This window comes from Micromonospora sp. USAFONa4 (assembly GCF_057197825.1).
Genome location: NZ_CM170072.1, coordinates 6,743,202 through 6,767,597, shown reverse-complemented (window position 1 = coordinate 6,767,597; position 24,396 = coordinate 6,743,202). Strand labels below are relative to the sequence as shown.

The 24,396-nt window shown below is 74.5% G+C and carries 19 protein-coding genes; 5 read left to right on the top strand and 14 right to left on the bottom strand.

Features of this window, described 5'->3' with window-relative positions; translation table 11 throughout:
• Nucleotides 1-49 precede the first annotated feature (49 nt).
• From AC0OO9_RS29205 to AC0OO9_RS29165, 9 genes are all read right to left on the bottom strand, one after another.
• On the bottom strand, nucleotides 50-1,444 hold the full coding sequence (locus AC0OO9_RS29205) for an FAD/NAD(P)-dependent oxidoreductase (protein ID WP_484513905.1): 1,395 nt from the start codon (nucleotides 1,442-1,444) through the stop codon (nucleotides 50-52).
• Nucleotides 1,441-1,695 (bottom strand): (2Fe-2S)-binding protein, encoded by a 255-nt coding sequence (locus AC0OO9_RS29200; RefSeq protein WP_484513903.1) that lies wholly within the window; start codon nucleotides 1,693-1,695, stop codon nucleotides 1,441-1,443. The genes AC0OO9_RS29205 and AC0OO9_RS29200 overlap by 4 nt, the downstream gene beginning before the upstream one ends.
• Complete coding sequence (locus AC0OO9_RS29195; protein ID WP_484513901.1) at nucleotides 1,679-2,827, bottom strand: NAD(P)/FAD-dependent oxidoreductase; 1,149 nt, start codon at nucleotides 2,825-2,827, stop codon at nucleotides 1,679-1,681. Before AC0OO9_RS29195 ends, AC0OO9_RS29200 begins: the two co-directional genes overlap by 17 nt.
• Entirely contained in the window at nucleotides 2,824-4,239 is a 1,416-nt protein-coding gene (locus AC0OO9_RS29190; protein ID WP_484513900.1) for an aminopeptidase P family protein, read from the bottom strand. Before AC0OO9_RS29190 ends, AC0OO9_RS29195 begins: the two co-directional genes overlap by 4 nt.
• 35 nt (nucleotides 4,240-4,274) lie before the next feature.
• On the bottom strand, nucleotides 4,275-5,672 hold the full coding sequence (locus AC0OO9_RS29185; RefSeq protein WP_484518084.1) for an aldehyde dehydrogenase family protein: 1,398 nt from the start codon (nucleotides 5,670-5,672) through the stop codon (nucleotides 4,275-4,277).
• A gap of 5 nt (nucleotides 5,673-5,677) precedes the next feature.
• Nucleotides 5,678-6,679, bottom strand: coding sequence for a proline racemase family protein (locus AC0OO9_RS29180; RefSeq protein ID WP_421449630.1), 1,002 nt, complete (start codon nucleotides 6,677-6,679; stop codon nucleotides 5,678-5,680).
• Entirely contained in the window at nucleotides 6,679-7,572 is an 894-nt protein-coding gene (locus AC0OO9_RS29175; protein WP_484513899.1) for a dihydrodipicolinate synthase family protein, read from the bottom strand. Before AC0OO9_RS29175 ends, AC0OO9_RS29180 begins: the two co-directional genes overlap by 1 nt.
• 158 nt (nucleotides 7,573-7,730) lie before the next feature.
• On the bottom strand, nucleotides 7,731-8,438 hold the full coding sequence (locus tag AC0OO9_RS29170; protein WP_484513897.1) for a GntR family transcriptional regulator: 708 nt from the start codon (nucleotides 8,436-8,438) through the stop codon (nucleotides 7,731-7,733).
• A gap of 204 nt (nucleotides 8,439-8,642) precedes the next feature.
• A complete protein-coding gene (locus AC0OO9_RS29165; protein ID WP_484513895.1) occupies nucleotides 8,643-9,980 on the bottom strand; it encodes a flavin monoamine oxidase family protein in 1,338 nt (445 codons plus the stop codon).
• Nucleotides 9,981-10,253: 273 nt separating this feature from the next.
• Between AC0OO9_RS29165 and AC0OO9_RS29160 the strand changes: the two genes are divergently transcribed.
• On the top strand, nucleotides 10,254-10,784 hold the full coding sequence (locus tag AC0OO9_RS29160; protein ID WP_207914512.1) for an SRPBCC family protein: 531 nt from the start codon (nucleotides 10,254-10,256) through the stop codon (nucleotides 10,782-10,784).
• 133 nt (nucleotides 10,785-10,917) lie between these two features.
• On the opposite strand, the gene AC0OO9_RS29155 is transcribed toward AC0OO9_RS29160, so the two are convergent.
• Nucleotides 10,918-11,754 (bottom strand): TIGR02452 family protein, encoded by an 837-nt coding sequence (locus AC0OO9_RS29155; protein ID WP_484513892.1) that lies wholly within the window; start codon nucleotides 11,752-11,754, stop codon nucleotides 10,918-10,920.
• Between the two features lie 105 nt (nucleotides 11,755-11,859).
• On the bottom strand, nucleotides 11,860-13,143 hold the full coding sequence (locus AC0OO9_RS29150) for a multidrug effflux MFS transporter (RefSeq protein WP_484513891.1): 1,284 nt from the start codon (nucleotides 13,141-13,143) through the stop codon (nucleotides 11,860-11,862).
• A gap of 265 nt (nucleotides 13,144-13,408) precedes the next feature.
• Between AC0OO9_RS29150 and AC0OO9_RS29145 the strand changes: the two genes are divergently transcribed.
• Together AC0OO9_RS29145 and AC0OO9_RS29140 are read left to right on the top strand one after the other, a co-directional pair.
• Nucleotides 13,409-13,831, top strand: coding sequence for an MmcQ/YjbR family DNA-binding protein (locus AC0OO9_RS29145; protein WP_484513890.1), 423 nt, complete (start codon nucleotides 13,409-13,411; stop codon nucleotides 13,829-13,831).
• Nucleotides 13,832-14,065: 234 nt separating this feature from the next.
• Entirely contained in the window at nucleotides 14,066-19,528 is a 5,463-nt protein-coding gene (locus AC0OO9_RS29140) for an ATP-binding protein (protein ID WP_484513888.1), read from the top strand.
• Between the two features lie 40 nt (nucleotides 19,529-19,568).
• Here AC0OO9_RS29140 and AC0OO9_RS29135 read toward each other — a convergent pair whose 3' ends face one another.
• Both AC0OO9_RS29135 and AC0OO9_RS29130 read right to left on the bottom strand, forming a co-directional pair.
• On the bottom strand, nucleotides 19,569-20,249 hold the full coding sequence (locus AC0OO9_RS29135; RefSeq protein WP_484513886.1) for a response regulator: 681 nt from the start codon (nucleotides 20,247-20,249) through the stop codon (nucleotides 19,569-19,571).
• Nucleotides 20,250-20,254: 5 nt separating this feature from the next.
• Nucleotides 20,255-21,361 carry a sensor histidine kinase gene (locus tag AC0OO9_RS29130; RefSeq protein ID WP_484513884.1) on the bottom strand — a complete coding sequence of 369 codons (1,107 nt, stop codon included), beginning with the start codon at nucleotides 21,359-21,361 and terminating at the stop codon, nucleotides 20,255-20,257.
• A gap of 112 nt (nucleotides 21,362-21,473) precedes the next feature.
• Between AC0OO9_RS29130 and AC0OO9_RS29125 the strand changes: the two genes are divergently transcribed.
• Together AC0OO9_RS29125 and AC0OO9_RS29120 are read left to right on the top strand one after the other, a co-directional pair.
• Nucleotides 21,474-22,205: an ABC transporter ATP-binding protein gene (locus tag AC0OO9_RS29125; protein WP_484513882.1), complete on the top strand. Its 732-nt coding sequence runs from the start codon at nucleotides 21,474-21,476 to the stop codon at nucleotides 22,203-22,205.
• The gene (locus tag AC0OO9_RS29120; protein WP_484513880.1) at nucleotides 22,202-22,966 is read left to right on the top strand and encodes an ABC transporter permease; all 765 of its coding nucleotides are present in this window, start codon (nucleotides 22,202-22,204) and stop codon (nucleotides 22,964-22,966) included. The genes AC0OO9_RS29125 and AC0OO9_RS29120 overlap by 4 nt, the downstream gene beginning before the upstream one ends.
• Nucleotides 22,967-23,020: 54 nt before the next feature.
• Here the strand turns inward: AC0OO9_RS29120 and AC0OO9_RS29115 are convergent, their stop codons facing one another.
• Nucleotides 23,021-24,259, bottom strand: coding sequence for an outer membrane protein assembly factor BamB family protein (locus AC0OO9_RS29115; protein ID WP_484513879.1), 1,239 nt, complete (start codon nucleotides 24,257-24,259; stop codon nucleotides 23,021-23,023).
• Nucleotides 24,260-24,396 lie beyond the last annotated feature (137 nt).

The following is a 24,396-nucleotide window of genomic DNA, read 5'->3' as shown; positions in this document are numbered from 1 at the left end:
CCGAGGAGGCGTCGCCGGTCACCACGTGACCGGCGACGCCGCGTGGCTCTCACTCCTCGGCGGCGAGTTCGCCGAGCGTGACCGGCTGCGCCAACGGACGGGACGCGTAGCCGGCCAGGTCGGCCGCACCGGGTGTCCGGCCCGCCTCGCGCGCCACCAGGCAGGCGGTCGCGTAGCCGCAGACCCGGCCCTGGCACCAGCCCATGCCGGCCCTGGTCAACAGTTTCGCGCCCCGGCCGTCGGTGGCGGACAGCTCCCGCACCGCCCGCCGGACCGCTCCGGCGGGCACCTCCTCGCACCGGCAGACGAGCGTGTCGTCGGCGCACCAGTCCGGCCAGCCGGCCGGCACGGGGTGGACCGCGTGCAGCGCCGCCGCGAACCGGCGCAGCCGACGCCGCGCCCGCAGCAGGCGGTCGTGCCGACGGGCCGACCAGGGCGGCGGACGGCCGAGAGAGAGCGCGGCGGCGCCCCCGGCCAGCTGCCCCTCCACCAGCGCCAGGGCGGCACCGCCGACGCCGGTGACCTCACCGGCGGCGTACACCCCCGGCACCGAGGTCGCCTGGGCGGCGTCGACGGCCAGCACCAGGCATCCGTCGGAGTCCAGCCGGGTCGCGCACCCCAGGGCCACGGCCAGCTCCAGCTGCGGGGTGAACCCGAAGCCCACCGCGAGGCCGTCGCACTCCACCTGAGTGCCGGTGCCGGGCAGCACGGTGCCGCCGGGGCCGACCCGGGCGACGGTCACCCCGGTCACGTGGTCGGTGCCGTGCGCGGCCACCACCGCCGTCCGGCGGTGGTAGGGCACCGTGTGCCGGAGCATCCGCCAGCCGTACCGGCCGGCCTCGACGAGCTTGCCGGCCGCCCCGGCGACCGCACGCAGTTGGCGGGCGTACCCCGCCGGGTCGTTCGCCTCGTAGACGCCGACGACGGTGCCGCCCGCCTCGGCGAGGCCGGTCGCGACCGGCAGCAGGAACGGTCCCGTCCCCGCCACCACGATCCGCCGCGCGAAGGTCACCCCCTGGCCCTTGAGCAGGGCCTGGGCGCCGCCGGCGGTCACCACCCCGGGCAGGTCCCAGCCCGGGAACGGCACGACCCGGTCGTGGGCACCGGTGGCGACGACCAGCCGGCGCCCGTGCACCGCCCCCGACCGGGTCTGCACGGTGAACTCCGGATCGGCGCGACCCGCCGTGGCCCGGCGGGACTCGACGAACCAGACGGCGGCGTCGGCGCGGTGGTCGACCCGGCCGAGTTGCTCGCGCAGCCGGGCGAACGTCGACCAGTCGGGGTGGCCGCTGCCGTCCGCGTCGGGTTGGTGCCGCCAGAACTGCCCGCCCGGCCGTGGCCCGGCGTCCAGCACCGCCACCCGGCAGCCCGCCCGCGCCGCCGAGGCCGCCGCGGCCAACCCGGCCGGTCCGGCGCCGATCACCACCACGTCGTACGCGGTCACGGCCGCGGCCCGTCGTCGTGGGTCTCGACCACGTCCCCCGGGCGGGCGACGACCAGGCAGGCGCGCTGTGACGACGCCCCGTTGACGCGGACCAGGCAGTCGAAGCAGATCCCGATCCCGCAGAAGACCCCCCGGGGCCGGTCGCCGACCCGGGTACGCCGCCACGAGCGGACGCCTGCGGCGAGCAGTGCGGCGGCGATCGTCCGTCGCCCGTCGGTGGGGACGGGACGGCCGTCAAAGGTGAACGTCATGGCGCTCCGGGGCGAATGGTCGTAGGTCCACGTCCGGGCGGCGCCCGGTCAGCAGTGCGGCGACGGCGTGCCCGGTGGCCGGGGCGAGACCGATCCCGGCGCCCTCGTGTCCGGCGGCGTGGTAGAGGCCCGGCACCCGGGGGTCGGCGCCGATCGTCGGCAGGTGGTCGGGGCTGTACGGCCGGAACCCCCGGTAGGCACGGATCGCCGACACCCGGGCGAGGACCGGGAAGAGCCGGACCGCGCCCGCCGCCAGCCGGCGCAGCGCCGGCAGCGGGAAGGTCGGATCGAACCCCACCCGTTCCCGGGTGGAGCCGATCAGGATCGTGCCCGCCCTCGTGCCCTCCACCACCGGCGACACCTCCAGGTCGCCCGTGCTGCGGCCGACGTTCGCGACGTAGCCGGCCGCGTACACCTTGTGCCGGACCAGTGGTGGCAGCGCCTCGGTGACGAGGATGAAGCCGCGCCGGGGCAGGATCGGCAGCTCGACGCCGGCCAGGGCGGCGACCTCGCCGGCCCAGACGCCGGCGGCGTTGACCACCGTCGCGGTGTGCAGCGTGCCCCGGTCGGTCACCACGCCCCGGACCGCTCCGGCGGCGTCGCGGCGCACCCCGACGACGGTGGTCCCGGTGAGCAGCCGCACCCCGACGGCACGCAGCAGGTGGGCGGCGGCCAGCATCGGCTGCACCTGCGTGTCCTGCGGATAGTGCACGCCGCCGGTGAGGTCCCGGGCCAGGTGCGGCTCGAACCCGGGCAACGCGTCGGCGGCCACCTCGTACGCCTCGACCCCGACGGCGCGCTGGCTCGCGGCGAACGCCCGCAGCGCGGCGTGTTCGGCCGGCGAGGCGGCCACCACCAGTCCGCCCTTGTGTTCCAACTCGATGTGTTCCGCGCCCAGGGTCTCCCCGAGTTCCCGCCACAGGGCGACGGAGTGGCGGGCCAGCGCCAGCTCCGGCCCGGGCGGCTTGTCGGAGACGAGGATGTTGCCCTCGCCGGCGCCGGTGGTGCCGGCGGCCACCCCGCCCCGGTCGACCACGGTGACGGTCAGTCCGGCGCGGGCGGCGTAGTAGGCGCAGGCGACGCCGACCATGCCCGCCCCGATGACGACGACGTCCGGACTGGCGGTGGTCATGAAGCGATACGGTGCATCCACGCCTCGACGTCGTCCGCGCGGCGGGGCAGGTCGTCGGAGAGCATGCGGTATCCGTCGTCGGTGATCAGCACGTCCTCCTCGATGCGCATGCCCAGCCCGCGCAACTCGGCGGGGATGAGTTCGTCGTCCGGCTGGAAGTAGAGTCCCGGTTCCACGGTCAGCACGTGACCGGCCGCGAGCCGGCCGTCCAGGTAGGTGTCGGACCGGGCGGCGGCGCAGTCGTGCACGTCCAGGCCGAGCATGTGGCCGGAGCCGCAGAGGGTCCACCGACGGTGCAGGCCGCAGTCCTCCGCCAACGACTGCTCCGGCGTGCAGGGCAGTACCCCGAGATCCGCCAGCCCGTGCACCAGCACGGTCATCGCCGCCTCGTGGAACGCCCGGAACCGCGCGCCCGGCCGCAGGCACTCCAGCGCGGCGTCGTTGGCCCGCCGGCACAGCTCGTACAGGTCACGCTGCAAGGGGCTGAACCGGCCGGAGACCGGCAGCACCCGGGTGATGTCGGCGGTGTACAGCGACCGGGTCTCCGCCCCGGCGTCGAGCAGCAGCAGGTCGCCGTCGCGGACCGGCCCGTCGTTGTCGTTCCAGTGCAGGGTCGCCGCGTGCGCGCCGGCGGCCACGATGGAGTGGTAGCCGACGTCGTTGCCCTCCAGGCGGGCCCGCTGCCAGAACACCCCCTCCAGATACCGCTCGGACGTCCGCATCGCCATCGGCAACGCCCGCACCACGTCCTCGAAGCCACGGGTCGTGGTGGCCACCGCCTGCTCCAACTGGGCGATCTCCCAGGGATCCTTGACCAGGCGCAGCTCGGCCAGCACGGCGGCGAACTCGGCGTCGCCGGCCGTGGGCCCGCCGCCGAGCAGCGCGTCGACGCCCGCGTCGACGCCACGCAGCACCCGCGTCGGCGTGTGCGTACCGGCCAGCGCCGGCGCCAGCTCGGCGACGTGGCGGGTCGGCAGGGCCAGCCGGCGACTGCTCTCGCCCAGCGTGGGGCGCCGGCCGGCCCACAGCTCGCCGTAGACCCGGTCGCGGAAGAACTCGCCGTCCTTGCGGCCGGAGCGGGGGCGCAGGAACAGCGTGACCTCCCCGTCGGGCTCGACCACCAGGACGCCGTCGGAGGACTGGTCGCCGGTCAGCCACGTGTACGCCGAGTGGGGCCGGAAGGGGTAGTTCTGGTCGTTGGAGCGCCGCTGGTAGCCGCCGGCCGGTACCACCAGGCGCTGTCCGGCGAACAGTCCGTGCAGCCGTGCGCGTCGCCGCGCCGCCCAGCCGGCGACCTCGTCGACCGGCAGGTCGTACTGCTCGGTGTCCGTCCAGCCGGACGACATGAACTCCTCGAGCGCGGGGCTGACCGGCAGGTCGTGGCTGCCGGTACGCAGGTCGGCGCGGGTCACAGCGGCTCCTTGACGGGGATGGTGGGTGGATCGGGTCAGCTGGGTCGCGGCGGTGCCGCGAAGGTGACGGTGCGGACCGAGGTGTAGAAGTGCAGGGCGGCGGTGCCCTGTTCGCGCGGCCCGTAGCTGGAGGCCTTCTCGCCGCCGAACGGCGCGTGGAAGTCCACTCCGGTCGTCGGCGCGTTGACCCGGATCAGGCCGGTGTCGATCCGCCGGGTGGCGTCGAGCAGCGCTCCGACGTCGCGGCCGTGCACGGAGGTGACGAGCCCGTAGCGCACGTCGTTGACCAGGTCGACGGCGCTGGCCAGGTCTGGCACGGCCAGGATGGTGGCCAGCGGTCCGAAGGTCTCCTCCCTGGCCACGGGGTGTGCCGGGTCGAGTCCGTCGATCAGCACCGGCGCGACGTACCAGCCGTCGTCGGCGGCGGGCGGGCCGTCCGTACCGCCGGTGAGCAGCCGGGCCCCGCTGGCCCGCGCGGCCTCGGCGGCGTCGAGGACCCGCTCGCGCGCCGCCGCGTGGATCACCGGGCCGGCGACGACGCTCGTCTCGGCGGGATCGCCGAACCGCAGCGCCGCCACGGCGGCCACCAGTGCCTCGGTGAACTCCCGGGCGTCGCCCACCACGACGATGCGCCGGGTCGCGGTGCACTTCTGTCCGGCGTACCCCATCGCGGCGTTGGCCAGCAGCGCGGCGGTCTGCCCGAGGTCCGCGTCGGGCAGCACGACGGCCGCGTTCTGGCCGCCCATCTCCGCCTGGACCGGCAGCCCGGCGTGGGCGGCAGCGACGGCGACCTGGGCGCCGACGGTCGCGGACCCGGTGAACGAGACGACGTCGCTCGCCTCGACGACCGCCCGCCCGGTCTCCGTCCCGCCCGGTACGACGTGCAGCAGCCCGTTCGGCAGCAGCCCCTCGAACAGCCCACCGACGGCCTCGCCGCAGGCGAGCGCGTCCGGGGAGGGTTTGAGCAGCACGGCGTTGCCGGTGGCGAGCGCCGGCGCGGCCTTCCACAGCGGGATCGCCAGGGGGAAGTTCCACGGCGTGACCAGCCCGGCGACGCCGCGCGGGCGGCGTTCGGTGAGGAGCAGGCCGGGCTGGTGCGCCGGGAGCGAGGGTGCCAGCACGTCACCGGTCGCGGCGTAGCATGCCTGCGCGTAGTAGTCCAGGATGGCCGCGCTGCGGTCCACCTCGGCGCGCGCCTCGCCCGCCGGCTTGCCGACCTCGCGGACGATGAGGTCGGCGACCGCGTCGGCCCGGTCGCGCAGCCGGTCGGCCGCCGCGCGCAGGGCCGAGGCGCGGCCGGCGGGCCCTTCCCGGCACCACCCGGCCTGTGCGGTACGCGCCTGCGCGGCCAGTGCGCGCACCTCGGCGGGTGACACCGCGGCGCGTTCGGCGACCACGTCGCCGGGGCACTGCGGGGAACGACTCCGGATCATCTCGGTCACCACAGGAATCCTGCCGGGAAGGGGTCGTCGGGATCGAGGAAGTGCTGGGCGGTGCCGGTCAGCCAGGCCCGCCCGGTGACCGTCGGCACCACCGCCGGGCGGCCTGCGACGGTGGCCGTGTCGACCAGCCGTCCGACGAACCGGGTGCCGAGCAGGGACTCGTTGACGAAGTCCCGGTCGAGCGGCAGCAGGCCCCGGGCGTGCAGTTGCGCCATCCGCGCCGACGTGCCGGTGCCGCAGGGAGACCGGTCGAACCAGCCGGGGTGGATCACCATGGCGTGCCGGGAGTGGCGGGCGTCCGAGCCCTCCCCCGCCAGGTACACGTGATGGCAGCCGGCGATCTCCGGCTGCCCGGGATGCACCGGCCGGTCGGTGGCGTCGACCGCCGCCATGATGGCCAGCCCGGCGTCCAGCAACCGCTGCTTGTGGGCCCGGTCGAGGCCGATTCCCAGCTCGGTGAGGTCCACGATGGCGTAGAAGTTGCCGCCGTAGGCCAGGTCGTAGCGGACCCGGCCCAGGCCGGGAACGTCGACCACGGCGTCCAGCGCGACCGTGAAGGACGGGACGTTGCGGATCGTGACGGCGGTGGCGCGGCCGTCGGTCACCGCGACCGACGCCACCACCAGGCCGGCGGGGGTGTCCAGGCGTACGGTGGTCACCGGCTCGGTGACCTCGACCATGCCGGTCTCGACCAGCACCGTGGCCACGCCGATGGTGCCGTGGCCGCACATCGGCAGGCAGCCGGAGACCTCGATGTAGATCACGCCGAAGTCGGCGTCCGGTCGGGTCGGGGGTTGCAGGATCGCCCCCGACATCGCCGAGTGGCCCCGGGGCTCGTACATCAGGAACGTGCGCAGGTGGTCGAGGTGGGTCATCAGGTGTTCGCGGCGCTGCGCCATGGTGGCGCCGGGAATCACCGGCACGCCGCCGGTCACCACCCGGGTGGGCATCCCCTCCGTGTGCGAGTCGACCACGTGGATGACGCGGTTGGTGCGCATCAGCGGTGCCCCGCCGCGAGCAGCCGCCCGGTGGTCTCCCGGATCTCGGCGGCGACGGTCGCGGGCAGGGGCTGGCGCGGCTGGCGGCTGGGGCCGCCCGCCCGGCCGGCCACGTCCATGGAGAGCTTGATCGCCTGGACGAACTCGGAGCGGGAGTCCCAGCGCAGCAGCGGGTGCAGCGTCCGGTACAGCGGCACGGCGGTTGCGGCGTCCCCGGCGACGGCGGCCGTGTAGAGGCGGGCGCAGCTGTCCGGGATGGCGTTCTGGTAGCCGCCGATCCAGCCGACCGCACCGGCCATCAGCAGTTCGAGGGCCACGTCGTCGGCGCCGGCCAGCAGGTCGAGGCCGGGCGCGAGCTCGGCGATCTCGTACGCGCGGCGGACGTCGCCGCTGAACTCCTTGACCGCGACCACGAGCCCCTCCTCGAAGAGCCGGCGCAGCAGGGCGGGGGTGAGGTCGACGCGGGTGTCGAGCGGATTGTTGTAGGCGACGATCGGCAGGCCGGCCCTGGCCACCTCCCGGTAGTGGGCCAACACGGCCGCCTCGTCGGCGCGGTACGCGGTGGGCGGCAGCAGCATCACGGCCTGGCAGCCCGCCTCGGCCGCCTGCTCCGCCCAGCGCCGCGCCTCGTCCGCCCCGTACGCCGACACGCCGGGCACCACCGAGAAGCCGGCGGGGGCCGCCTGCACCGCGGTGCGTACGACGGCCTTGCGCTCCTCGGCGCTGAGCACCTGGTACTCCCCCAGCGAGCCGTTCGGGACGACCCCGCGGCAGCCGTTGTCGGCGAGCCACCGGACGTGCGCCGCGTAGGCGTCGAGGTCGACACTCAGGTCACGGGGGTCGAACGGCAGGGCGGTGGCCGCCAGGACCCCCCGCCACGGAATCTGTTCCACGCCACCTCCAGTAAAATGTTACATGGCACCGTAGCACGGTTGTCGGGGCCGTCACCAGGTGCGAACGGTGTTCCTCTTCCGGCACCGGCGCCCGTCGTCGGCGCGGTGACGTGCCGGCAGCGGACCGCCACCGGACGGCCCGCGGTGACGCGCGCCGGCTAGCGCTCGGGTCGGTCGGCCCAGATTCCGCGCACGTGCCGCAGGTGGCTGCGCATCAGGTCCACGACTCCGTCCCGGTCCCCCGCCGCGAACAGCTCCATGAGTTGGACGTGCTCGCTTGCCGAGTCGACCAGCCGTCCGTCCCTGACCAGCGCGTCGAGCCCGTACAGGCGGGTGCGGTTACGCAGGTCGGCCACCGTCTCCACCAGCCGCAGGTTGCCGCCCGCGCGCAGCAGGGTCAGGTGGAACTCGCTGTCCGCCTCGATGTACGCCACGACGTCGCCCCGGCTCGCGGCCCTGACGATGGCCTCCGCGAGCACCCGGAGCTCGCGCAACTGCTCCGCCGAGAGCCGGCCCACCTGGTCGGCCACCACCGGGATCTCCAGCAGTTCCCGGATCTGCGTGATCTCGTCGAGTTCGCGCTCCGACAGGGAGCGGATCCGAAAGCCCTTGTTCTTGACGATCGTGATCAGGCCCTCCTTGGCCAGATCGAGGATCGCCTCGCGCACGGGCGTCGGGGAGACCCCGAACTGCGTCGCCAGGGTGGGCGCCGAATAGATGGTGCCGGGCCTGATCTGGCCCGCCACGATCGCGGCGCGCAGCGCGTGCGCCACCTCCTCGCGCAGGCTCTGCCGACCCTGGATGGCCGCCAACGCCAGTCCTGACCCGGCGGCGCCGGAACCGCCCGCCTGCCAGTCGGCCGTCACAACCACTCCACCCTGCTCAGCTCACCGGGGGCGGTGAGGTCACCCCTCGTCCCGACGAACACCGGTCGACACACGTACGCCGAGGTTGGAGCTTACCGGTCGACCCGGCACCGGCCGGGCACCTCCTCGCCCGGCGTCACGTCGGTGCGAACGGCGACCGCCGCCGCCGAGCGGCTGAGCCGTTGCGCAGCCGGCCCCGCGGCGTCAGCCGCCCGTACGCGCCAGGATCTCCGCAGCCGCCCGCTCGCCGGCCTCGATCGCCCCGTCCAGGTAACCCGCCCACCGGGTGGCGGTCTCCGTGCCGGCCCAGTGCACCCGTCCCACCGGCTGGCGCAGCTCCGGGCCGTAGCCGCACCAGGAGCCCAGAGTCGGCGCGCCGCAGAAGCAGCCGCGCGTCCACTCGTCCGCCGACCAGTCGTACTCGACGAACTCCTCGGGCCGCCGGGCGGCCGGGCCGGCGACGGCGGCGAGGGCGTCGAGCAGGCTCGCCCTGCGGTCCCGCGGCGGCATCCGGCGCAGCGCGTTCGCCTCCGGGCCGTAGCTGAACGCGGTGAGCACCCCGCGCGGGGAGGCCGGGGTGCTGTTGTCCACCGTCTCGGTGACCGGCCCGGCAAGGCAGAACGCGACGCCGGAACGGCCGTCGGCGCGCCAGAAGGGTTCCGGGTAGACCGCGTGCACCTTGATCGCCGAGCCCATCGGCATCCGCTGGGTGAGCGCGTCGCGCAGGGGCGGCAGCGGTGGGTCGTACCGGATGCGCCCGGCCAGCGTCGGCGGCACGGCGACCACCACCGCGTCCGCCCCGACGCGGTCGGTGTCGGTGTGCACGACCACGCCGGCGCGGTCCTGCGCGATGGCCCGCACGGGCGCGGACAGCCGCACCGCGTCCGGGCCGAGCGCCGCGGCCAGCGCCTCGGCCAGCGCCTCGGCCAGCACCGGCGGCCCGCCGACGATCCGGTCCTGCTGCGCGCCGCCGGCCATCGCCAGCAGCGCCCGGCTGCCGCCGCCGGAGCGCAGGTAGAACGCCAGTTGAAGCACGGAGATCTCGTCCGGGCCGGCGGCCAGCAGCCCGCCCGCGAGCAGCCGCCCGAGGTACCGGGCGGTGGCCGGGTCCGGCGCGGCCGTGCGCAGCCAGCCGGCCAGCGTCGTACGGTCCCACTCGGCGGCCTCGGCCCCCGCCCACGGCGCGACCGGGTCGACCCGCTCGGCGTACGCGTCGAGCAGGTCGAGGACCCGCGCGGCGCCCTCGGGGACCCCGGCGTGCCGACCGTCGGGAAAGATCACCGGTGACGCGCCGTACGCGGCGGACGGGAAGGTGGCGATCCCGTACCGGGCGAGGAGCCCGTTGACCCGGTCCTGGGTGGGGCCGACCCACTGGGCGCCCAGGTCGAGCTGGGTGCCGTCGGCCAGCCACCGGGTGAGCACCCGCCCGCCCACCCGGTCGCGCGCCTCCAGCACCCGCGTCCGTACCCCGGCGCGGGCGAGCGCGAGCGCGGCGGCCAGCCCGGAGAATCCGGCACCGACCACGGCGACCTCGGTTCCCATGCGACGGCATACCCGTTTACGCCGCCGCCATGACCCCGACGCCGGATCGCGGCAGCCGGCGGCGGGGGCGGGCGTGGAGCCCGGCGATCGAGCGGGGTCGACCGCCGACGGTCGATGCCCGCGCCGATCGTCGGTATCGAGACACATGAGCGTGCCGGGGCTGCGCGGACGGCCCGGACGGGCCATCCTTGTCCGGTGCGGCGGCCGCCCGTCCTACGACGGTGGCTGCGGTGCGCGGACCGGAAGTCAGTCGAGGACACGAAGGAGGATGCCGTGCGCTACGTCGACGGCCCGGCGGTCGAGTGCGACCTGCACGTGGCAGCCGATCCCGCCCGGGTGTGGGAGCTGGTCACGGACATCGAGCTGCCCGCGCGGTTCAGTCCGGAGCTGCGCCGGGTGCGGTGGCTGGACGGCAGCCGGGGGCCGACACTCGGCGCCCGGTTCGAGGGGCACAACCACCATCCGGCGCTGGGCGAGTGGCGCACCATCTCGCACATCGTGCGGTTCGACGAGCCGCGGGCCTTCGGCTGGGTCGTGCTCGACCCGGACAACCGCTTCGGCGGCGGCCCCACCGACCCCGCGCAACCGGGTGCCAGCTGGCAGTACCGCCTCACCGCCGAGGACGGCGGGTGCCGGCTGTCCCACTCCGTGCGGATCGGCCCCGGCCGCACCGGGCTCAGCCTCATCATCGACCGGGCCCCGGAGAACGAGGAGCAGGTCATCGCCCGCCGGCTGGACGCCCTGCGGGACGCCATGACCGGCACGTTGCAGGGCATCCGGGACCTCGCCGAGCAGCCACGCTGACCACGGCGCCGGCGGGCTGGACGCGGTGGTGGGCTGGGCGGCGGTAGCGGCCTGACAACGGTGGCGGTGAACGGCGGTGGCGGCAGCGCGCCACCGCCGGGCCGGGCCTCGGCGCGGCGTCGGGCCGGACCACTCAACCCCGACGGGGGTCGCCCGCCGGCCCCGGCGCGGACGTGCCGAAACGTGCTGCGAACGCGCCGTACACGGGCGTACCCGACAGGTTGTCGCGGATGGCGAACACCACCCGGTCGAACCGGTCCACCACCCGCAGCGCGTCGGCGAAGGCGTCCGCCACCGTGGCGGGGTCGTTGCGGAACACCCCGCACCCCCACGCGCCCAGCACGATCGTCCGATGCCCGTGCGCGGCGGCCACCTCGAGCACCCGCCGCGCACGGCGGCGCAGCACCGCCGGCACGTCGGAGGCGTGCGCGGGCTGGTTGCGCACGATCGCGCCGAGGTTCGGCGCCGCGGCGGTGAGGAACGACGTCTGGTACGCCACGTCGAGCAGCACGCCCTTGTCGTCGCGGAACACCGGCACCCGCGGGGAGTAGACGACCCGGTCGCTGTACCGCAGGTCGCGCTGGCCGCGGTGGAACGCGTAGAAGTCCGGCGCGGCGAGCAGGCACGGGTAGAGCGCCGACGATCGTGCGACGCTCTCCTCCTGCGCCTTCGCCCCGCCGAGGAACCCGCCGCCCGGGTTCTTGGCCGACGCGAACACCAGACACGCCGCATCCGGGCCGAGCCGGCGGGCCGCCTGCAACGTCGACTCGTACGTCACCTCGACGTCGCCGGCCCCGACCCGCGTGTCGTCGACGGTGAGCGTCCCGTCGGGAAGGTGGTGGCGGGTGCCGGCGACCGCGGCCCGCACCTGCGCACCGATGACGACCTCGTCTCCGGCACCGTTGCGGTACCGGCCCGACTCGGCGATCGCCACCGTCTGTCGGGCGATCTCACGAAGGCGGCTGCTCACCGGCGCACCCGGCGCATCCGCCGGCAGGTGGCGTGCACAGCCAGCAGGCTAGGCCGCCACCCGTTCCGCCGACAACTACTTTCCGCGCAACGCGCGGCGGGCCACTCAGTGCGCGGCCAGGACCACCCCGTCCGGCTCCAGGCCTGCCAGCCGGGACGGTCGCACGACGACGAACAGGACCGCCGTCGCCGCCAGCATGCCCCCGGCGACGACGACGGACATGGCGACCGCGCCGGTGCCCAGGACGCCCACCAGGGGCGCGGCCAGCGCACCGACGCCGAACTGCACGGCGCCGAGCAGGGCGGAGGCCGTGCCCGCCGCCTCGCCGTGGCGGGACAGGGCCAGCGCCGGCGCGTTCGGCATCGCGAGGCCCGCCGCCGCGAGCACCACCCACAACGACACCAGCAGGGCCGGCAGCCCGCCGAACCCGGTCACGGCGAAGGCGAGCAGTGCCAGTCCGGCCACGCTCCCCGCGGCCAGGGCGACGACGAGGATCCGCTGCGGCGGGTGGCGGCGCAGCAGCCGTACGTTGAACTGGGTCGCCGCGATCAGCCCGACCGCGCCCGCCCCGAAGGCCAGGCCGAACTGCTGCTCGTCCAGGCCGTACTGGTCCTGGAAGACGAACGACGACCCGGCGACGTACGCGAACAGGGCGGCCATGGCCAGTCCGGCGACCAGGACCAGGCCCACGAACGTACGGTCGCGCAGCAGCGCGCCGTACACGCCGATCGTCGCGACCACGCCGCCGCGCCGGCGCCGCTCGGCGGGCAGCGTCTCGCGCAGGCCGAACGCGGCGACCACCACGAGCAGCACGCCGAAGGCGGCCAGCGCCACGAACACGCCGCGCCAGTCCGTCCAGCGCAGCAGCCCGCCGCCGAGGGTCGGCGCGAGGATCGGCGCCGCCCCCATGACCAGCAGCAGCCGGGAGAGCAGCTTCGCGAAGGCCGCGCCGTCGAACAGGTCGCGGACGACGGCCATCGCGACCACCGAGGCCGCGGCGACGCCGAGGCCCTGCACCACCCGCAACGCGCCGAGAACCGTGATGCTCGGCGCGACGACGCAGAGCAGCGACGCCACGACGTGCAGCGCGATGCCGGCGATCAGCGGCGCGCGCCGGCCGACGGCGTCGGACAGCGGGCCGATCAGCAACTGGCCGAGGGCGAGGCCCGCCAGCGTGCCGGTGAGGGTCAACTGGACCGCCGCCGACGTGGTCCGGAAGTCGTCGACGATCGTGGGAAGCGCGGGCAGGTACATGTCGATGGTCAGCGGACCCACCGCGATCAGCGACCCGAGGACGAGGACGAGCCGCAGGCGTTGCCGGGGGCTCATCAGGTCACCGGGCGTCAGCGGGGCTGCCGGCCCCTTGGGGGCGTCGACGGCGGCCGTCATCGGCTCGCCGCCGGCCGGTCGGTGCGCAGCCGGGCTGGGAAGAGTGCAGGAGTCACATCTGGCTCCAAATCCGGATCCGGTGATCTCATTCCCGCTCGGCGGCGAGGTAACGGAGTTCACAGTCGGGCGGCGGCGGCCGAACGGCGACCGGAGCCGCTGCGCACGGCCCGGGTCCCGTCGGTCGGGCCCTCGCGCCAGCACCATGTTGTCACCCGTGGCAGCTAGTCTGCGCGGGTGTGGGAGACGATGGTGCGGAGCGACCCCGATGGCTGACGCCGACGACGTCCGGCACCTGGCGCTGGCGCTGCCGCACGTGGTCGAGATCGACAGCGAGGGCTTCGACTTCCGGGTCGCCGACAAGGGGTTCGTCTGGTCCTACCCCGAGCGCAGACCCGGCACGTCGCGCCTGATCCGGACCGACGTCGCGGTGCTCTACGTCGGCGACGAGGCGGAGAAGCAGGCGTTGCTCCTCGGCGAGCCCGAGGTCTTCTTCACCACGCCCGCCTACGAGGGGCTGCCCCTGGTCATGCTGCGGCTGGCGCGGGTGGACGTCGACCGCCTGACGGAACTCGTCACCGACGCGTGGCGGATGCGTGTTCCGGGCTCGCTCCTCGGCGACCTCGACGGCGGCACACCGGTCCCGGCTGAGGCTCCGTCGCGACCCCGCTCGACACGAACCCGCCAGTAACATAAGCGCGCCCCGGGCGCATCACTCTCCCACGAAGTGGACGGCCGCAACACATGCCGGGAAACGATCACGGTTGCGTCCGGCGTTTTGGCTGGTCAACGCCGCAACATCGTCCGTTCGCCGAACGGATTCGGACCCCTGACCTTTTGATCCACAGGCACGAGGGTGGACACTGCCGAAGGTGCCGCCGCGTCGCGGCCCGCGCATCATTGGTCTAAAAGGAGGGCTCGATCGGTGTTCAGTCGTGTCGCCATCGTCAACCGTGGTGAGGCCGCCATGCGGCTCATCCACGCCGTACGGGACATCGCCGCGGAGACCGGGACACGGATCGAGACCGTCGCCCTGCACACCGACGTCGACCGTACGGCCACGTTCGTCCGCGAGGCGGACCTGTCCTACGACCTCGGTCCCGCGTCCGCGCGCCCGTACCTCGACCTGAAGGTGCTGGAGCGCGCCCTGGTGGAGTGCGGGGCCGACGCCGCGTGGGTCGGCTGGGGCTTCGTCGCCGAGGACCCGGCGTTCGCGGAGCTGTGCGAGCGGATCGGCGTCACCTTCGTCGGACCGAGCCCGGACGCCATGCGCAAGCTGGGCGACAAGATCGGCGCGAAGCTGATCGCCGAGGAGGTCGGCGTGCCGGTCGCGCCGTGGAGCCGCGGCGCGGTCGAGACCCTGGACGCCGCCCTGGCGGCGGCGGCCGAGATCGGCTACCCGCTGATGCTCAAGGCGACCGCGGGCGGCGGCGGGCGCGGCATCCGCGTGATCACCAACGAGGCCGAGCTCGCCGACGCCTACGAGCGCACCAGCCAGGAGGCCGCGCGCGCGTTCGGCAGCGGCGTCGTGTTCCTGGAACGCCTGGTCACCGGCGCCCGGCACGTCGAGGTCCAGGTGATCGCCGACGGTCAGGGCACCGCGTGGGCGCTCGGTGTCCGCGACTGCTCGGTGCAGCGGCGCAACCAGAAGGTCATCGAGGAGTCGGCGTCGCCGGTGCTCGGTCCTGAGCAGACGGCCGAGCTCAAGGCGTCGGCCGAACGGCTCGCCGTCGCGGTCGGCTACCGCGGGGCGGCGACCGTCGAGTTCCTCTACCACCCCGGCGACCGGCTGTTCGCGTTCCTGGAGGTCAACACCCGTCTCCAGGTCGAGCACCCGATCACCGAGTCCACCACCGGCTTCGACCTGGTCAGGGCGCAGCTGCACGTGGCTTCGGGCGGGCGGCTCGAGGGCGAGCCGCCGGCGGAGCGCGGGCACGCCATCGAGGCCCGGCTGAACGCCGAGGACCCCGACCGCGACTTCGCGCCCTCCCCCGGCCGCATCGCGCGACTGGACCTGCCCGCCGGGCCGGGCATCCGCGTGGACACCGGCGTCAGCGAGGGCGACACCATCCCCGCCGACTTCGACTCGATGATCGCGAAGATCATCGCGTACGGCCGCGACCGCGACGAGGCGCTCGGCAGGCTGCGCCGGGCGATGGCGCAGACCACGGTCATCATCGAGGGCGGTGCGACGAACAAGAGCTTCGTGCTCGACCTGCTCGACCAGCCCGAGGTGATCGACGCCAGCGCGGACACCGGCTGGATCGACCGCGTCCGGGGCGAGGGCAGGCTGGTCACGCACCGGCACTCCGCCGTCGCGCTGGCGGCCGCCGCCATCGAGGCGTACGAGGAGGAGGAGCGCGTCGAGCGGCAGCGGCTGCTGTCGACGGCGTTCGGCGGACGCCCGCAGGTGCAGCACGAGAGCGGCCGACCGCTGGACCTCAAGCTGCGCGGCGTCGACTACCGCGTGCGCGTCGCGCGGGTCGGCGCACACCGGTTCCGCGTCGGCGTCGAAGCGGGTGGCGCCGTGCGCACCGCCGACGTCGAGCTGGACCGCTTCGACCGGCACACCGGGCAGATCGTCGTCAACGGCACCCGCTACCGCCTGCTCATCGGCACGCACGGGCCGATCCACCTGGTCGAGGTGGACGGCGTGGCGCACCGGGTCACCCGCGACGAGGGCGGTGTCCTGCGTTCGCCCAGCCCCGCGCTGGTCGTCGCCACGCCGTTGAAGGTCGGCGCCGAGGTCGAGGCGGGCGCGCCGGTGCTGGTGCTGGAGAGCATGAAGATGGAGACGGTGCTGCGGGCGCCGTTCAAGGCGCGGCTGAAGGAATGCGTCGTCTCCGTGGGCACCCAGGTGGAGACCGGCGCGCCGCTGCTGCGGCTGGAGCCGCTCGCCGACGACGCCGAGGCCGGGGAGACCGCGGCGACCGAGTCCGTCGAGCTGGACCTGCCCGAAGCGCCCGCCAGGATCCCGGCGCGGGAGCGCGCCACGCGTGGCCAGGAGGACCTGCGCAGCCTGCTGCTCGGCTTCGACGTCGATCCGCACGACGAGCGCCGGCTGCTCGACGACTACCTCGCCGCGCGCCGGTCGGCCACCGAGGACGGTCACCGGCCGCTGGCCGAGGAACTCGGCCTCATCGACGTGTTCGCCGACCTCACCGAGCTCAGCCGCAACCGGCCGACGGGCGAGGACGGCGGCGGCGCCGGCCACGTGCCGAGCGCCCGGGAGTACTTCCACACCTACCTGCAGTACCTCGACGTGGACCGGGCCGGGCTGCCGGAGACGTTCCAGGCCAAGCTCGCCAAGGCGCTCGGGCACTACGGCGTCACCGAGCTGGAGCGCTGCCCCGAGCTCGAAGCCGCCGTGTTCCGGATCTTCCTCGCCCTGCAACGCGCGTCCGCCGACGCCACGGTCGTCGCGACGCTGCTGCGCGCCTGGCTGCGGGAGCCGCCGCCGGACGAGTCGCTGCGCGAGCCCGCCGGTCTCGCGCTGGAGCGGCTGGTGGCCGCGACGCAGGTCCGCTTCCCGGTGGTCTGCGACCTCGCGCGCGGCGTGGTGTTCGCCTGGTTCGCCCAGCCGCTGCTGCGCCGCAACCGGGCCCGCGTCTACGCCGACGTGCGCCGGCACCTGCGTCACCTCGACGCGCATCCGGACGCGCCGGACCGCGCGGAGCGCGTCGCCGAGATGGTGCGCTCCACCGAGCCGCTGGTGCGGCTGCTCGGCCAGCGGCTCGTCCGCGACGACGTGGACAACGCGGTCATGCTGGAGGTGCTGACCCGGCGCTACTACGGCAACAAGGACCTCACCGGCGTACGCACCAGCGAGGTCGAGGGCTGCACGTTCGTGGTCGCCGAGCGGACGGGCTCGTGCGTGGTCTCCGCCGCCGTGGGCTTCGACGCGCTGGGCAGCGCGCTGCGCGGCCTCGCGGAGCTGGCGAGCGGCCACGACGCCATCGACGTCGACATCTATCTGGCGTGGGAGAACCAGCCGGCGGACTTCGACGCGATGGCGGCGGCGCTGCACGAGGTCGTCAGCGCGCACCCGCTGCCGAGCCAGGTCCGCAGGCTCACCACGACCGTCGCGGGTCGCAGCGGCGCGGTGATGCACCACCACTTCACGTTCCGCCCGTCGACCATCGGGATGATGGAGGAGCGGCTGATCCGCGGCCTGCACCCGTACATCGCGCAGCGGATGCAGATGGAGCGGCTGAGCAAGTTCGACCTCACCCGGCTGCCGTCGTCGGACGAGGAGGTCTACCTCTTCCAGTGCGTGGCGCGGGAGAACCCGTCGGACGACCGCCTCGTCGCGTTCGCGCAGGTGCGCGACCTGACCGAGCTGCGCGAGCACGACGGGCGGCTGGTGGCGCTGCCCACCGCCGAGGACGTCCTCGCCACCTGTCTCGACTCGATCCGTCGCGCGCAGTCGCGGCGGCCGTCGAGGAAGCGCTTCAGCACCAACCGGATCGTGGTCTACGTCTGGCCGCCGAGCGACCTCACCCGCGCGGAGCTGGAGATGATCGCCCGGCGGGTGCTGCCCACGACCGCGGGTGCCGGGCTGGAGGAGATCCTGTTCATCGCGCGGCAGCGCGACCGCCGGACCGGCGAGCTGACCAAGATCGCCGTACGCGTCTCGTTCGACGCCACGGGCGGCACCGCGCTGACCGTCGGCGAGCCGTCGGACGAGCCGGTCGAGCCGCTCGACGACTACCGGCAGAAGGTGCTGCGCGCGAGCAGCCGCAACGCGGTCTACCCGTACGAGCTGACCGGCCTGCTCGGCACCTTCGTCGAGCACGACCTCGACGACGACCACGCGCTGGTGCCGGTCGAGCGGCCGAAGGGACGCAACAGCGCGGCGATCGTGGCGGGCGTGGTGACCACCCCGACCCGGCGGCACCCGCAGGGCGTCACCCGGGTCGTGCTGCTCGGCGATCCGACGAAGGCGCTCGGCGCGCTGTCGGAGCCGGAGTGCCGCCGCGTGATCGCGGCGCTGGACCTGGCCGAGCGGATGCAGGTGCCGCTGGAGTGGTACGCGCTGTCGGCGGGCGCCCGGATCTCCATGGAGTCGGGCACGGAGAACATGGACTGGGTGGCCGCGGCGCTCAAGCGGATCGTCGAGTTCACCCAGGACGGTGGCGAGATCAACGTCGTGGTCGCGGGCATCACCGTCGGGGCGCAGCCGTACTGGAACGCCGAGGCGACGATGCTGATGCACACGAAGGGCGTGCTGGTGATGACGCCCGACTCGGCGATGGTGCTCACCGGCAAGCAGTCGCTCGACTTCTCCGGTGGCGTCTCGGCCGAGGACAACTTCGGCATCGGCGGCTACGACCGGGTGATGGGCCCGAACGGGCAGGCGCAGTACTGGGCGCCGAACCTGGCCGCAGCGCGGGACGTGCTGATGGCGCACTACGAGCACACGTACGTCGCGCCCGGCGAGCAGGGGCCGCGGCGGGCGCGGACGACCGACCCGCTCGACCGCGACGTCTCCACCTTCCCGCACGTCGTGGCGGGCAGCGACTTCACCACCGTCGGCGAGATCTTCTCCGCCGAGGCCAACCCGGACCGCAAGAAGCCGTTCGACATCCGGACGGTGATGCGGGCGCTCTCCGACCAGGACCACCCGGTGCTGGAACGGTGGGCGGGCATGGCCGACGCGGAGACCGTGGCGGTGCAGGACGTACACCTCGGTGGCATGCCGGTGTGCCTGATCGGCATCGAGTCACGGTCGGTGCCGCGGCGCGGCTTCCCGCCCACCGACGGCCCGGACACCTACACCGCGGGCACGTTGTTCCCGCGGTCGTCGAAGAAGGCCGCGCGGGCGATCAACGCGGCCAGCGGCAACCGGCCGCTGGTGGTGCTGGCGAACCTGTCGGGCTTCGACGGCTCGCCGGAGTCGATGCGCAACCTCCAGCTGGAGTACGGCGCCGAGATCGGCCGCGCGATCGTGAACTTCCGCGGGCCCATCGTGTTCTGCGTGATCTCGCGGTACCACGGTGGCGCGTTCGTGGTGTTCTCGAAGGCGCTGAACCCGAACATGACCGTGCTCGCGCTGGAAGGCTCGTTCGCCTCGGTCCTCGGCGGCGCCCCCGCCGCCGCGGTGGTGTTCTCCGGCGACGTCAACGCCCGCACGGCGGCCGACCCGCGCGTGCGGGAGTTGGAGGCCCGCGTCGCGGCGGCCTCCGGCACCGACCGCGCGGCGTTGACGGCGGAGCTCGACGAGCTGCGCTCGTCGGTGCGCGTGGAGAAGCTGGGCGAGGTGGCCGCCGAGTTCGACCGGGTGCACAACATCCAGCGCGCGGTCGAGGTCGGCTCCGTCGACGCCGTCATCCGCGCGGCGGAGCTGCGCCCGCGCATCATCGACGCCATCGAGGGCCGCCTGCGCTGACGCGGTGACGCGCCACGGCGAGGTCCTCGCCGTGGCGCGTCTACCGCAGGACGCCCTCGTGCAGCGCCCGCAGCACCGCGTTGGTGCGGTCCCGGGCACCCAGCTTGAGCAGGATCGCCGACACGTGGTTCTTGACCGTCCCCTCCGCGAGGAAGAGCAGGCCGGCGACCTCCCGGTTGGTGTAGCCCTCGGCGACCAGCCGCAGCACGTCCAGCTCCCGCTCGGTGAGCTCCTGCGACGGCGGAGCGCTCACCCCGACCGGGGACGGCGCCGAGCGGATGGCGCGCAGGAGCCGATCGGTGATCGACACGGCGATGAGCGTTCCGCCCGCGGCGAGGGTCTCGACCGCCCGGGTCAGCTGCTCCAGCGTGACGTCCTTGAGCAGGTAGCCCCGCGCTCCGGCGCGCAGCGCGTCGAGGACGAGGGTGTCGTCGTCGAAGGTGGTGAGCACCAGCACCGGCACGTCCGTCCCGCGCTCCCGGAGCCGCCGGAGGACCCAGATGCCGTCCCGGCGCGGCATGCGCAGGTCCAGCAGGACGACGTCGGGCCGGGTCGCGTCGATCGCGGCCAGGGCCGCCTCGCCGTCGTCGGCCTCGCCGACCACCTCGATGCCCGCCATGTCGAGCAGGGTGCGGACGCCCTGCCGGACCAGCGTCTGGTCGTCGACCACGACCACCCGGGTCCTGTCGCCTCGGCCGCGCGGGCCGGCCGGATCGACCATGCCCGTCACCGGGCCGGCATCCGGGCGGTCACCCGGAAGCCCGCGCTGCCGTCGTACGCGATCTCCCCGCCGAGTGCCGTGAACCGCTCCGCGAGGCCCCGCAGCCCGTTGCCGGGGACCACGTTCCGCGCGCCCTGCCCGTCGTCGACCGCCGTCAGGCGGATCGCCTCACCGTGGCGGGCGATCGTGACTCGCAGCTCGCCCGCGCAGGCGTGCCGCAGAGTGTTGGTGATGATCTCCTGTACGGCCCGCACGAGCGCCGCGGTCTGTTCCTCGTTCGGCTCGACGTCCTCGCCCACCTCGACCGTCACGTCGAGCCCGGGGATGTCGCGGCCGACGTCGCGCAGCGCCTCGGCGAGGTCGGCGGCGGACCCGGCGCGCAGCGCGCTGACGGTGTCGCGCACGTCGGCGAGCACCTCCCGGGCCACCCGGCCGGCCCGTTCGACGTGCTCCCGCGCCGGGTCGCCCGCACGGTGCCGGGCCGCCTCCAACTCCAGGGTGAGGACGGTGAGCTGGTGACCGATCAGATCGTGCAGCTCACGGGAGATGCGCAGTCGTTCCGCCGTGCGGGCGGACCCGGCCAGCAGCAGGCTGGCCGCCCGCAGCTCCACGTGCGCCCGGGCCAGCTCCCGACGGTGCTGCTGCTCCCGCCGGACCGCGGTCACGCTGAACGTCGTCGCGATCTGGATCAGCCCGTAGAACACCCCGGACGCGAGCGGCGCGACCGGGTCGTCGTGGACCCGGCCGACGGTCAGGGCGATCACGGCCGTGTTCAGCGCCACCACCAGCAGGTTGACCGGCAGCCGTAGGGTCTCCGGTCCGAGCGCGGCGATCACCACCAGCAGGATCGGCAGCATGCCGGCGCGGGGGGCCGTCGCGACCACGCCCCAGCCGGCGACCACCGCCGTGCCGTAGGCCGCCCACCTCGTCCGGGGTGCTCCCCACTCGGCCACGGCGCCGAGCGCCGCGCCCAGGGTGACGACGAAGAGCCCCACCCACACCGGCGCCGGGATGTCCGGCTCGACCAGGCCCAGCATCACCGGCGACCCGACGCCCACGCACACGACGAGCATCACCAGGCCGGACCACTCATCGAGCCCGAGCCGCCGCATGCGGCAACCCTAGCCGCCGCTGGCGGCGAGCCACGGGTGCCGAAAGTCATGGCCGGCGGGGCTGACCTCCGGCACAGGCGGCGGGCGGTCGGCGCCGACCAGCATGGGGAGCATGAGCCAACCCGCCATCGAGGTCGAGAACCTTTGCAAACGGTACGGCGACATCGTCGCCGTCGACGACGTCAGTTTGGCGGTGGCCCCCGGCGAGGTGCTGGGCGTCCTGGGCGTCAACGGGGCCGGCAAGACCACGATGATCGAGCTGATCGCCGGCCTGCGGATCCCCGACCGGGGACGCGTCCGGGTGCTCGGGCGGGACCCGCGCCGGGACCGCGCCGCCGTCCGCCAGGTGCTCGGCGTGCAGTTGCAGCAGGCCGAGCTGCACGCGGCCCTGACCGTCGATGAGCTGCTCCGCCTCTACCGCAGCTTCTACCCCGATCCGCGCCCCGCCGACGAACTGCTCGACCTGGTCGAGCTGCGGGGGCAGGCCGGGACGCGGTTCGAGAAGCTCTCCGGCGGCCAGCAGCAGCGCCTCTCCATCGCCCTCGCCCTGGTCGGCCGCCCGCGGGTGGTGATCCTCGACGAACTCACCACCGGGCTCGATCCGCGGGCCCGCCGGCGCATCTGGGCGGGCGTGGAGGGGCTGCGCGACGAGACCGTGCTGCTGGTCAGCCACGCGATGGACGAGGTCCAACGGCTCTGCGACCGGGTCGTGCTGCTCGACGCCGGCCGGATCGTCGCCGTGGACACCCCGGCCGGGCTGGCCGCCAGGGCCGGCGCCGCGAACCTGGAGGAGGCGTTCGTCCGCCTCACCGGCAAGGAACTCGTCACGGAGGAGGACGCATGAACGAGGTGACCGTACGACGGCCCGGGGCGGGCTCGTGGCTGACCCTGATCGGGTGCGAGGCGAAGATGGTCGTCCGGGACACGGCCGGGCTGGTCGTACCGATAGGGCTGCCGCTGTTGATCCTGGTCATGAACGCCGCTGCCGCCGGTGACCAGGAGGTCGCCGGCGGGCGCTCGGCGCTGGACCTGTTCGTCCTTCCGCTGGTCTTCACCATCGTCCTCGCCACGATCGGCATCGTGAACATGCCGAGCTTCCTGGCCTACTACCGCCGCAGCGGGGTGCTGCGCCGGCTCGCGGTCACCCCGGCGTCGCCGGCGATGGTGCTCGTCGCCCAGCTGGTGGTGAGCCTGGCACAGGCGGTGCTGGGGATCGGGCTGGCGTACGCCGTCGCCGTCGCCGGCTTCGGTGCACGTCCGCCGGCCGACGTCGGCATGGCGCTCGCCGTGGTCGGGCTCTCGGTGGCCGCGATGTACGGGCTGGGCATGATCGTCGCCTCGGTGGCGCCCACCCCGAACTCGGCGGTCGCCATCGGTCTGATCGCCTTCTTCGCCCTCGGGGCCGTCGGCGGCTTGTTCGGCGGCACCGCCTCCCTGCCGGAACCGGTGGCCCGGGCCGCCTCGTGGCTCCCGTTCGGCGCCACCGTCGAGGCGCTCTCCAGCGCCTGGGCGGGGGCCTCGGTCGACGCGTCGAACCTGGCGGGTCTGGCGATCACCGCAGTCGTCGGTGCGACCGTCGCGGCGCTCCTGTTCCGCTGGAACTAGCGCGCGGCGGTGGTGGACGCGGCGGGCGGCCCAGGACCGGCCCGCCGCGCCGGTTCAGAAGGCGTAGAGGTCCAGTGCGATCCCGTCCGGGCCTCCGGAGTGGCTGACCGCGACCCAGTCGTCCCCGGCGCCGGCGAGCCAACCGGCGTACCGGCCGAGCTGGCGACCGGTGGACACGTCGTAGATGAGTACGACCGGTCGTTCCTCCACCGCGCCGCTGACCGCCACGAGGCGGCCGGTCAGGCTCGACCGCCAGCTCGCCGAGGTGCCGGACAGTCCCGGGTCCGGCGCGCTCCACCGCGTCGCGCCGGTGGCCATGTCGAGCAGGGCCAGCTCGCCCTCGTCGGCGGTGCGCCGCACCAGCACGGACCGGTCGTCCCCGTCGATCGGCACGCCGGGGGCGACGCCCTCCCACTGCGTTCTACCGGTCCGCAGGTCGATCACCTGCGGCCGGCCGGCGTCCGTGACAGCGACGAGCCGGGTGCCGGCCCCGATCAGGGTCAGCCCGCTGCGGTCGTGCGCCAGTCGCTTGGCACACTCGCCGTCCTCGCGTCGCCCGCTGAAGACCTCGCCGGACCAGCCTCTGGCGCCGGTGGCCGCGTCGACGGTGGCGATGCTGACGGTGCACCGCCGGTCGCCCCGGGGCGGATCGTGGTCGGTGGTCACCAGCAGGTTGCCGGCCACGAAGCCGTGCCAGGCCCGGCTCGGCAGGCGTCCGGCACCGGCCTTGCCGGTGGTGGGTGCGACGCTCGTGTAGGTACGCCCGTCCAGCCGCACCGACACGTACCGCTGGGTGGGCGCGGCGTACGGCGCGCGGACGCCGAGCGCCTCGTCGCTGACCCGGGCGAACCGGTCGGCGGACAGTTTCCACAGTTGCCGACCGTCGCGGACGTCCCGGGCGATGACGACACACTTCGCGGATCGTCCGGTGCCGACGCACTCCCGGTCGTACACGACCTGCTGCTGGACGACGACGCCCTGGGTGTCCTCGGCCCGCCAGCGGGTGGCGCCGGTGGCCGCGTCGAGCACCTCCAGCGGCCCTCCGTTGCTGGCGCTGACCACGATCAGGTCGCCGGCGACCGCGTACTGGTAGGCCATCGGGAACGGGCGACGCCAGCGGTCCTGCCCCGTGGAGCGGTCCACCGCCCGCAGTTCCCGCCCGTCCGGCACGACGACGACCTGGCCGAGCTGCGTCAACGGCTGGTCGAGCCGCCCGGCCGTCACCGACCAGGTGGGCTCCGGGCCCTCCCCCTCCGTTCCGGTCCCGCCGCCGCGCAGGCTCTCCTGGGTCACCGCAATCCCCGGCGCCGGCTGCTCGGGCGGCTCCGCCCGTGGCCCGGTGCAGGCGGCGAGCCCGACGAGCAGGCCCAGGGCCGCCCCTGCGACGCACGAACGGGGCGGGCGGTGCGACGGTGACAACTGTCTCTCCC

What these genes read in the sequence shown, in the direction of transcription:
- AC0OO9_RS29200 (WP_484513903.1), bottom strand. Translation starts at nt 1,695, where the DNA reads ATGACGTTCACCTTTGACGGCCGTCCCGTCCCCACCGACGGGCGACGG.
- AC0OO9_RS29195 (WP_484513901.1), bottom strand. Translation starts at nt 2,827, where the DNA reads ATGACCACCGCCAGTCCGGACGTCGTCGTCATCGGGGCGGGCATGGTC.
- AC0OO9_RS29185 (WP_484518084.1), bottom strand. Translation starts at nt 5,672, where the DNA reads ATGATCCGGAGTCGTTCCCCGCAGTGCCCCGGCGACGTGGTCGCCGAA.
- AC0OO9_RS29180 (WP_421449630.1), bottom strand. Translation starts at nt 6,679, where the DNA reads ATGCGCACCAACCGCGTCATCCACGTGGTCGACTCGCACACGGAGGGG.
- AC0OO9_RS29165 (WP_484513895.1), bottom strand. Translation starts at nt 9,980, where the DNA reads ATGGGAACCGAGGTCGCCGTGGTCGGTGCCGGATTCTCCGGGCTGGCC.
- AC0OO9_RS29150 (WP_484513891.1), bottom strand. Translation starts at nt 13,143, where the DNA reads ATGACGGCCGCCGTCGACGCCCCCAAGGGGCCGGCAGCCCCGCTGACG.
- AC0OO9_RS29145 (WP_484513890.1), top strand. Translation starts at nt 13,409, where the DNA reads ATGGCTGACGCCGACGACGTCCGGCACCTGGCGCTGGCGCTGCCGCAC.
- AC0OO9_RS29135 (WP_484513886.1), bottom strand. Translation starts at nt 20,249, where the DNA reads ATGGTCGATCCGGCCGGCCCGCGCGGCCGAGGCGACAGGACCCGGGTG.
- AC0OO9_RS29130 (WP_484513884.1), bottom strand. Translation starts at nt 21,361, where the DNA reads ATGCGGCGGCTCGGGCTCGATGAGTGGTCCGGCCTGGTGATGCTCGTC.
- AC0OO9_RS29125 (WP_484513882.1), top strand. Translation starts at nt 21,474, where the DNA reads ATGAGCCAACCCGCCATCGAGGTCGAGAACCTTTGCAAACGGTACGGC.
- AC0OO9_RS29120 (WP_484513880.1), top strand. Translation starts at nt 22,202, where the DNA reads ATGAACGAGGTGACCGTACGACGGCCCGGGGCGGGCTCGTGGCTGACC.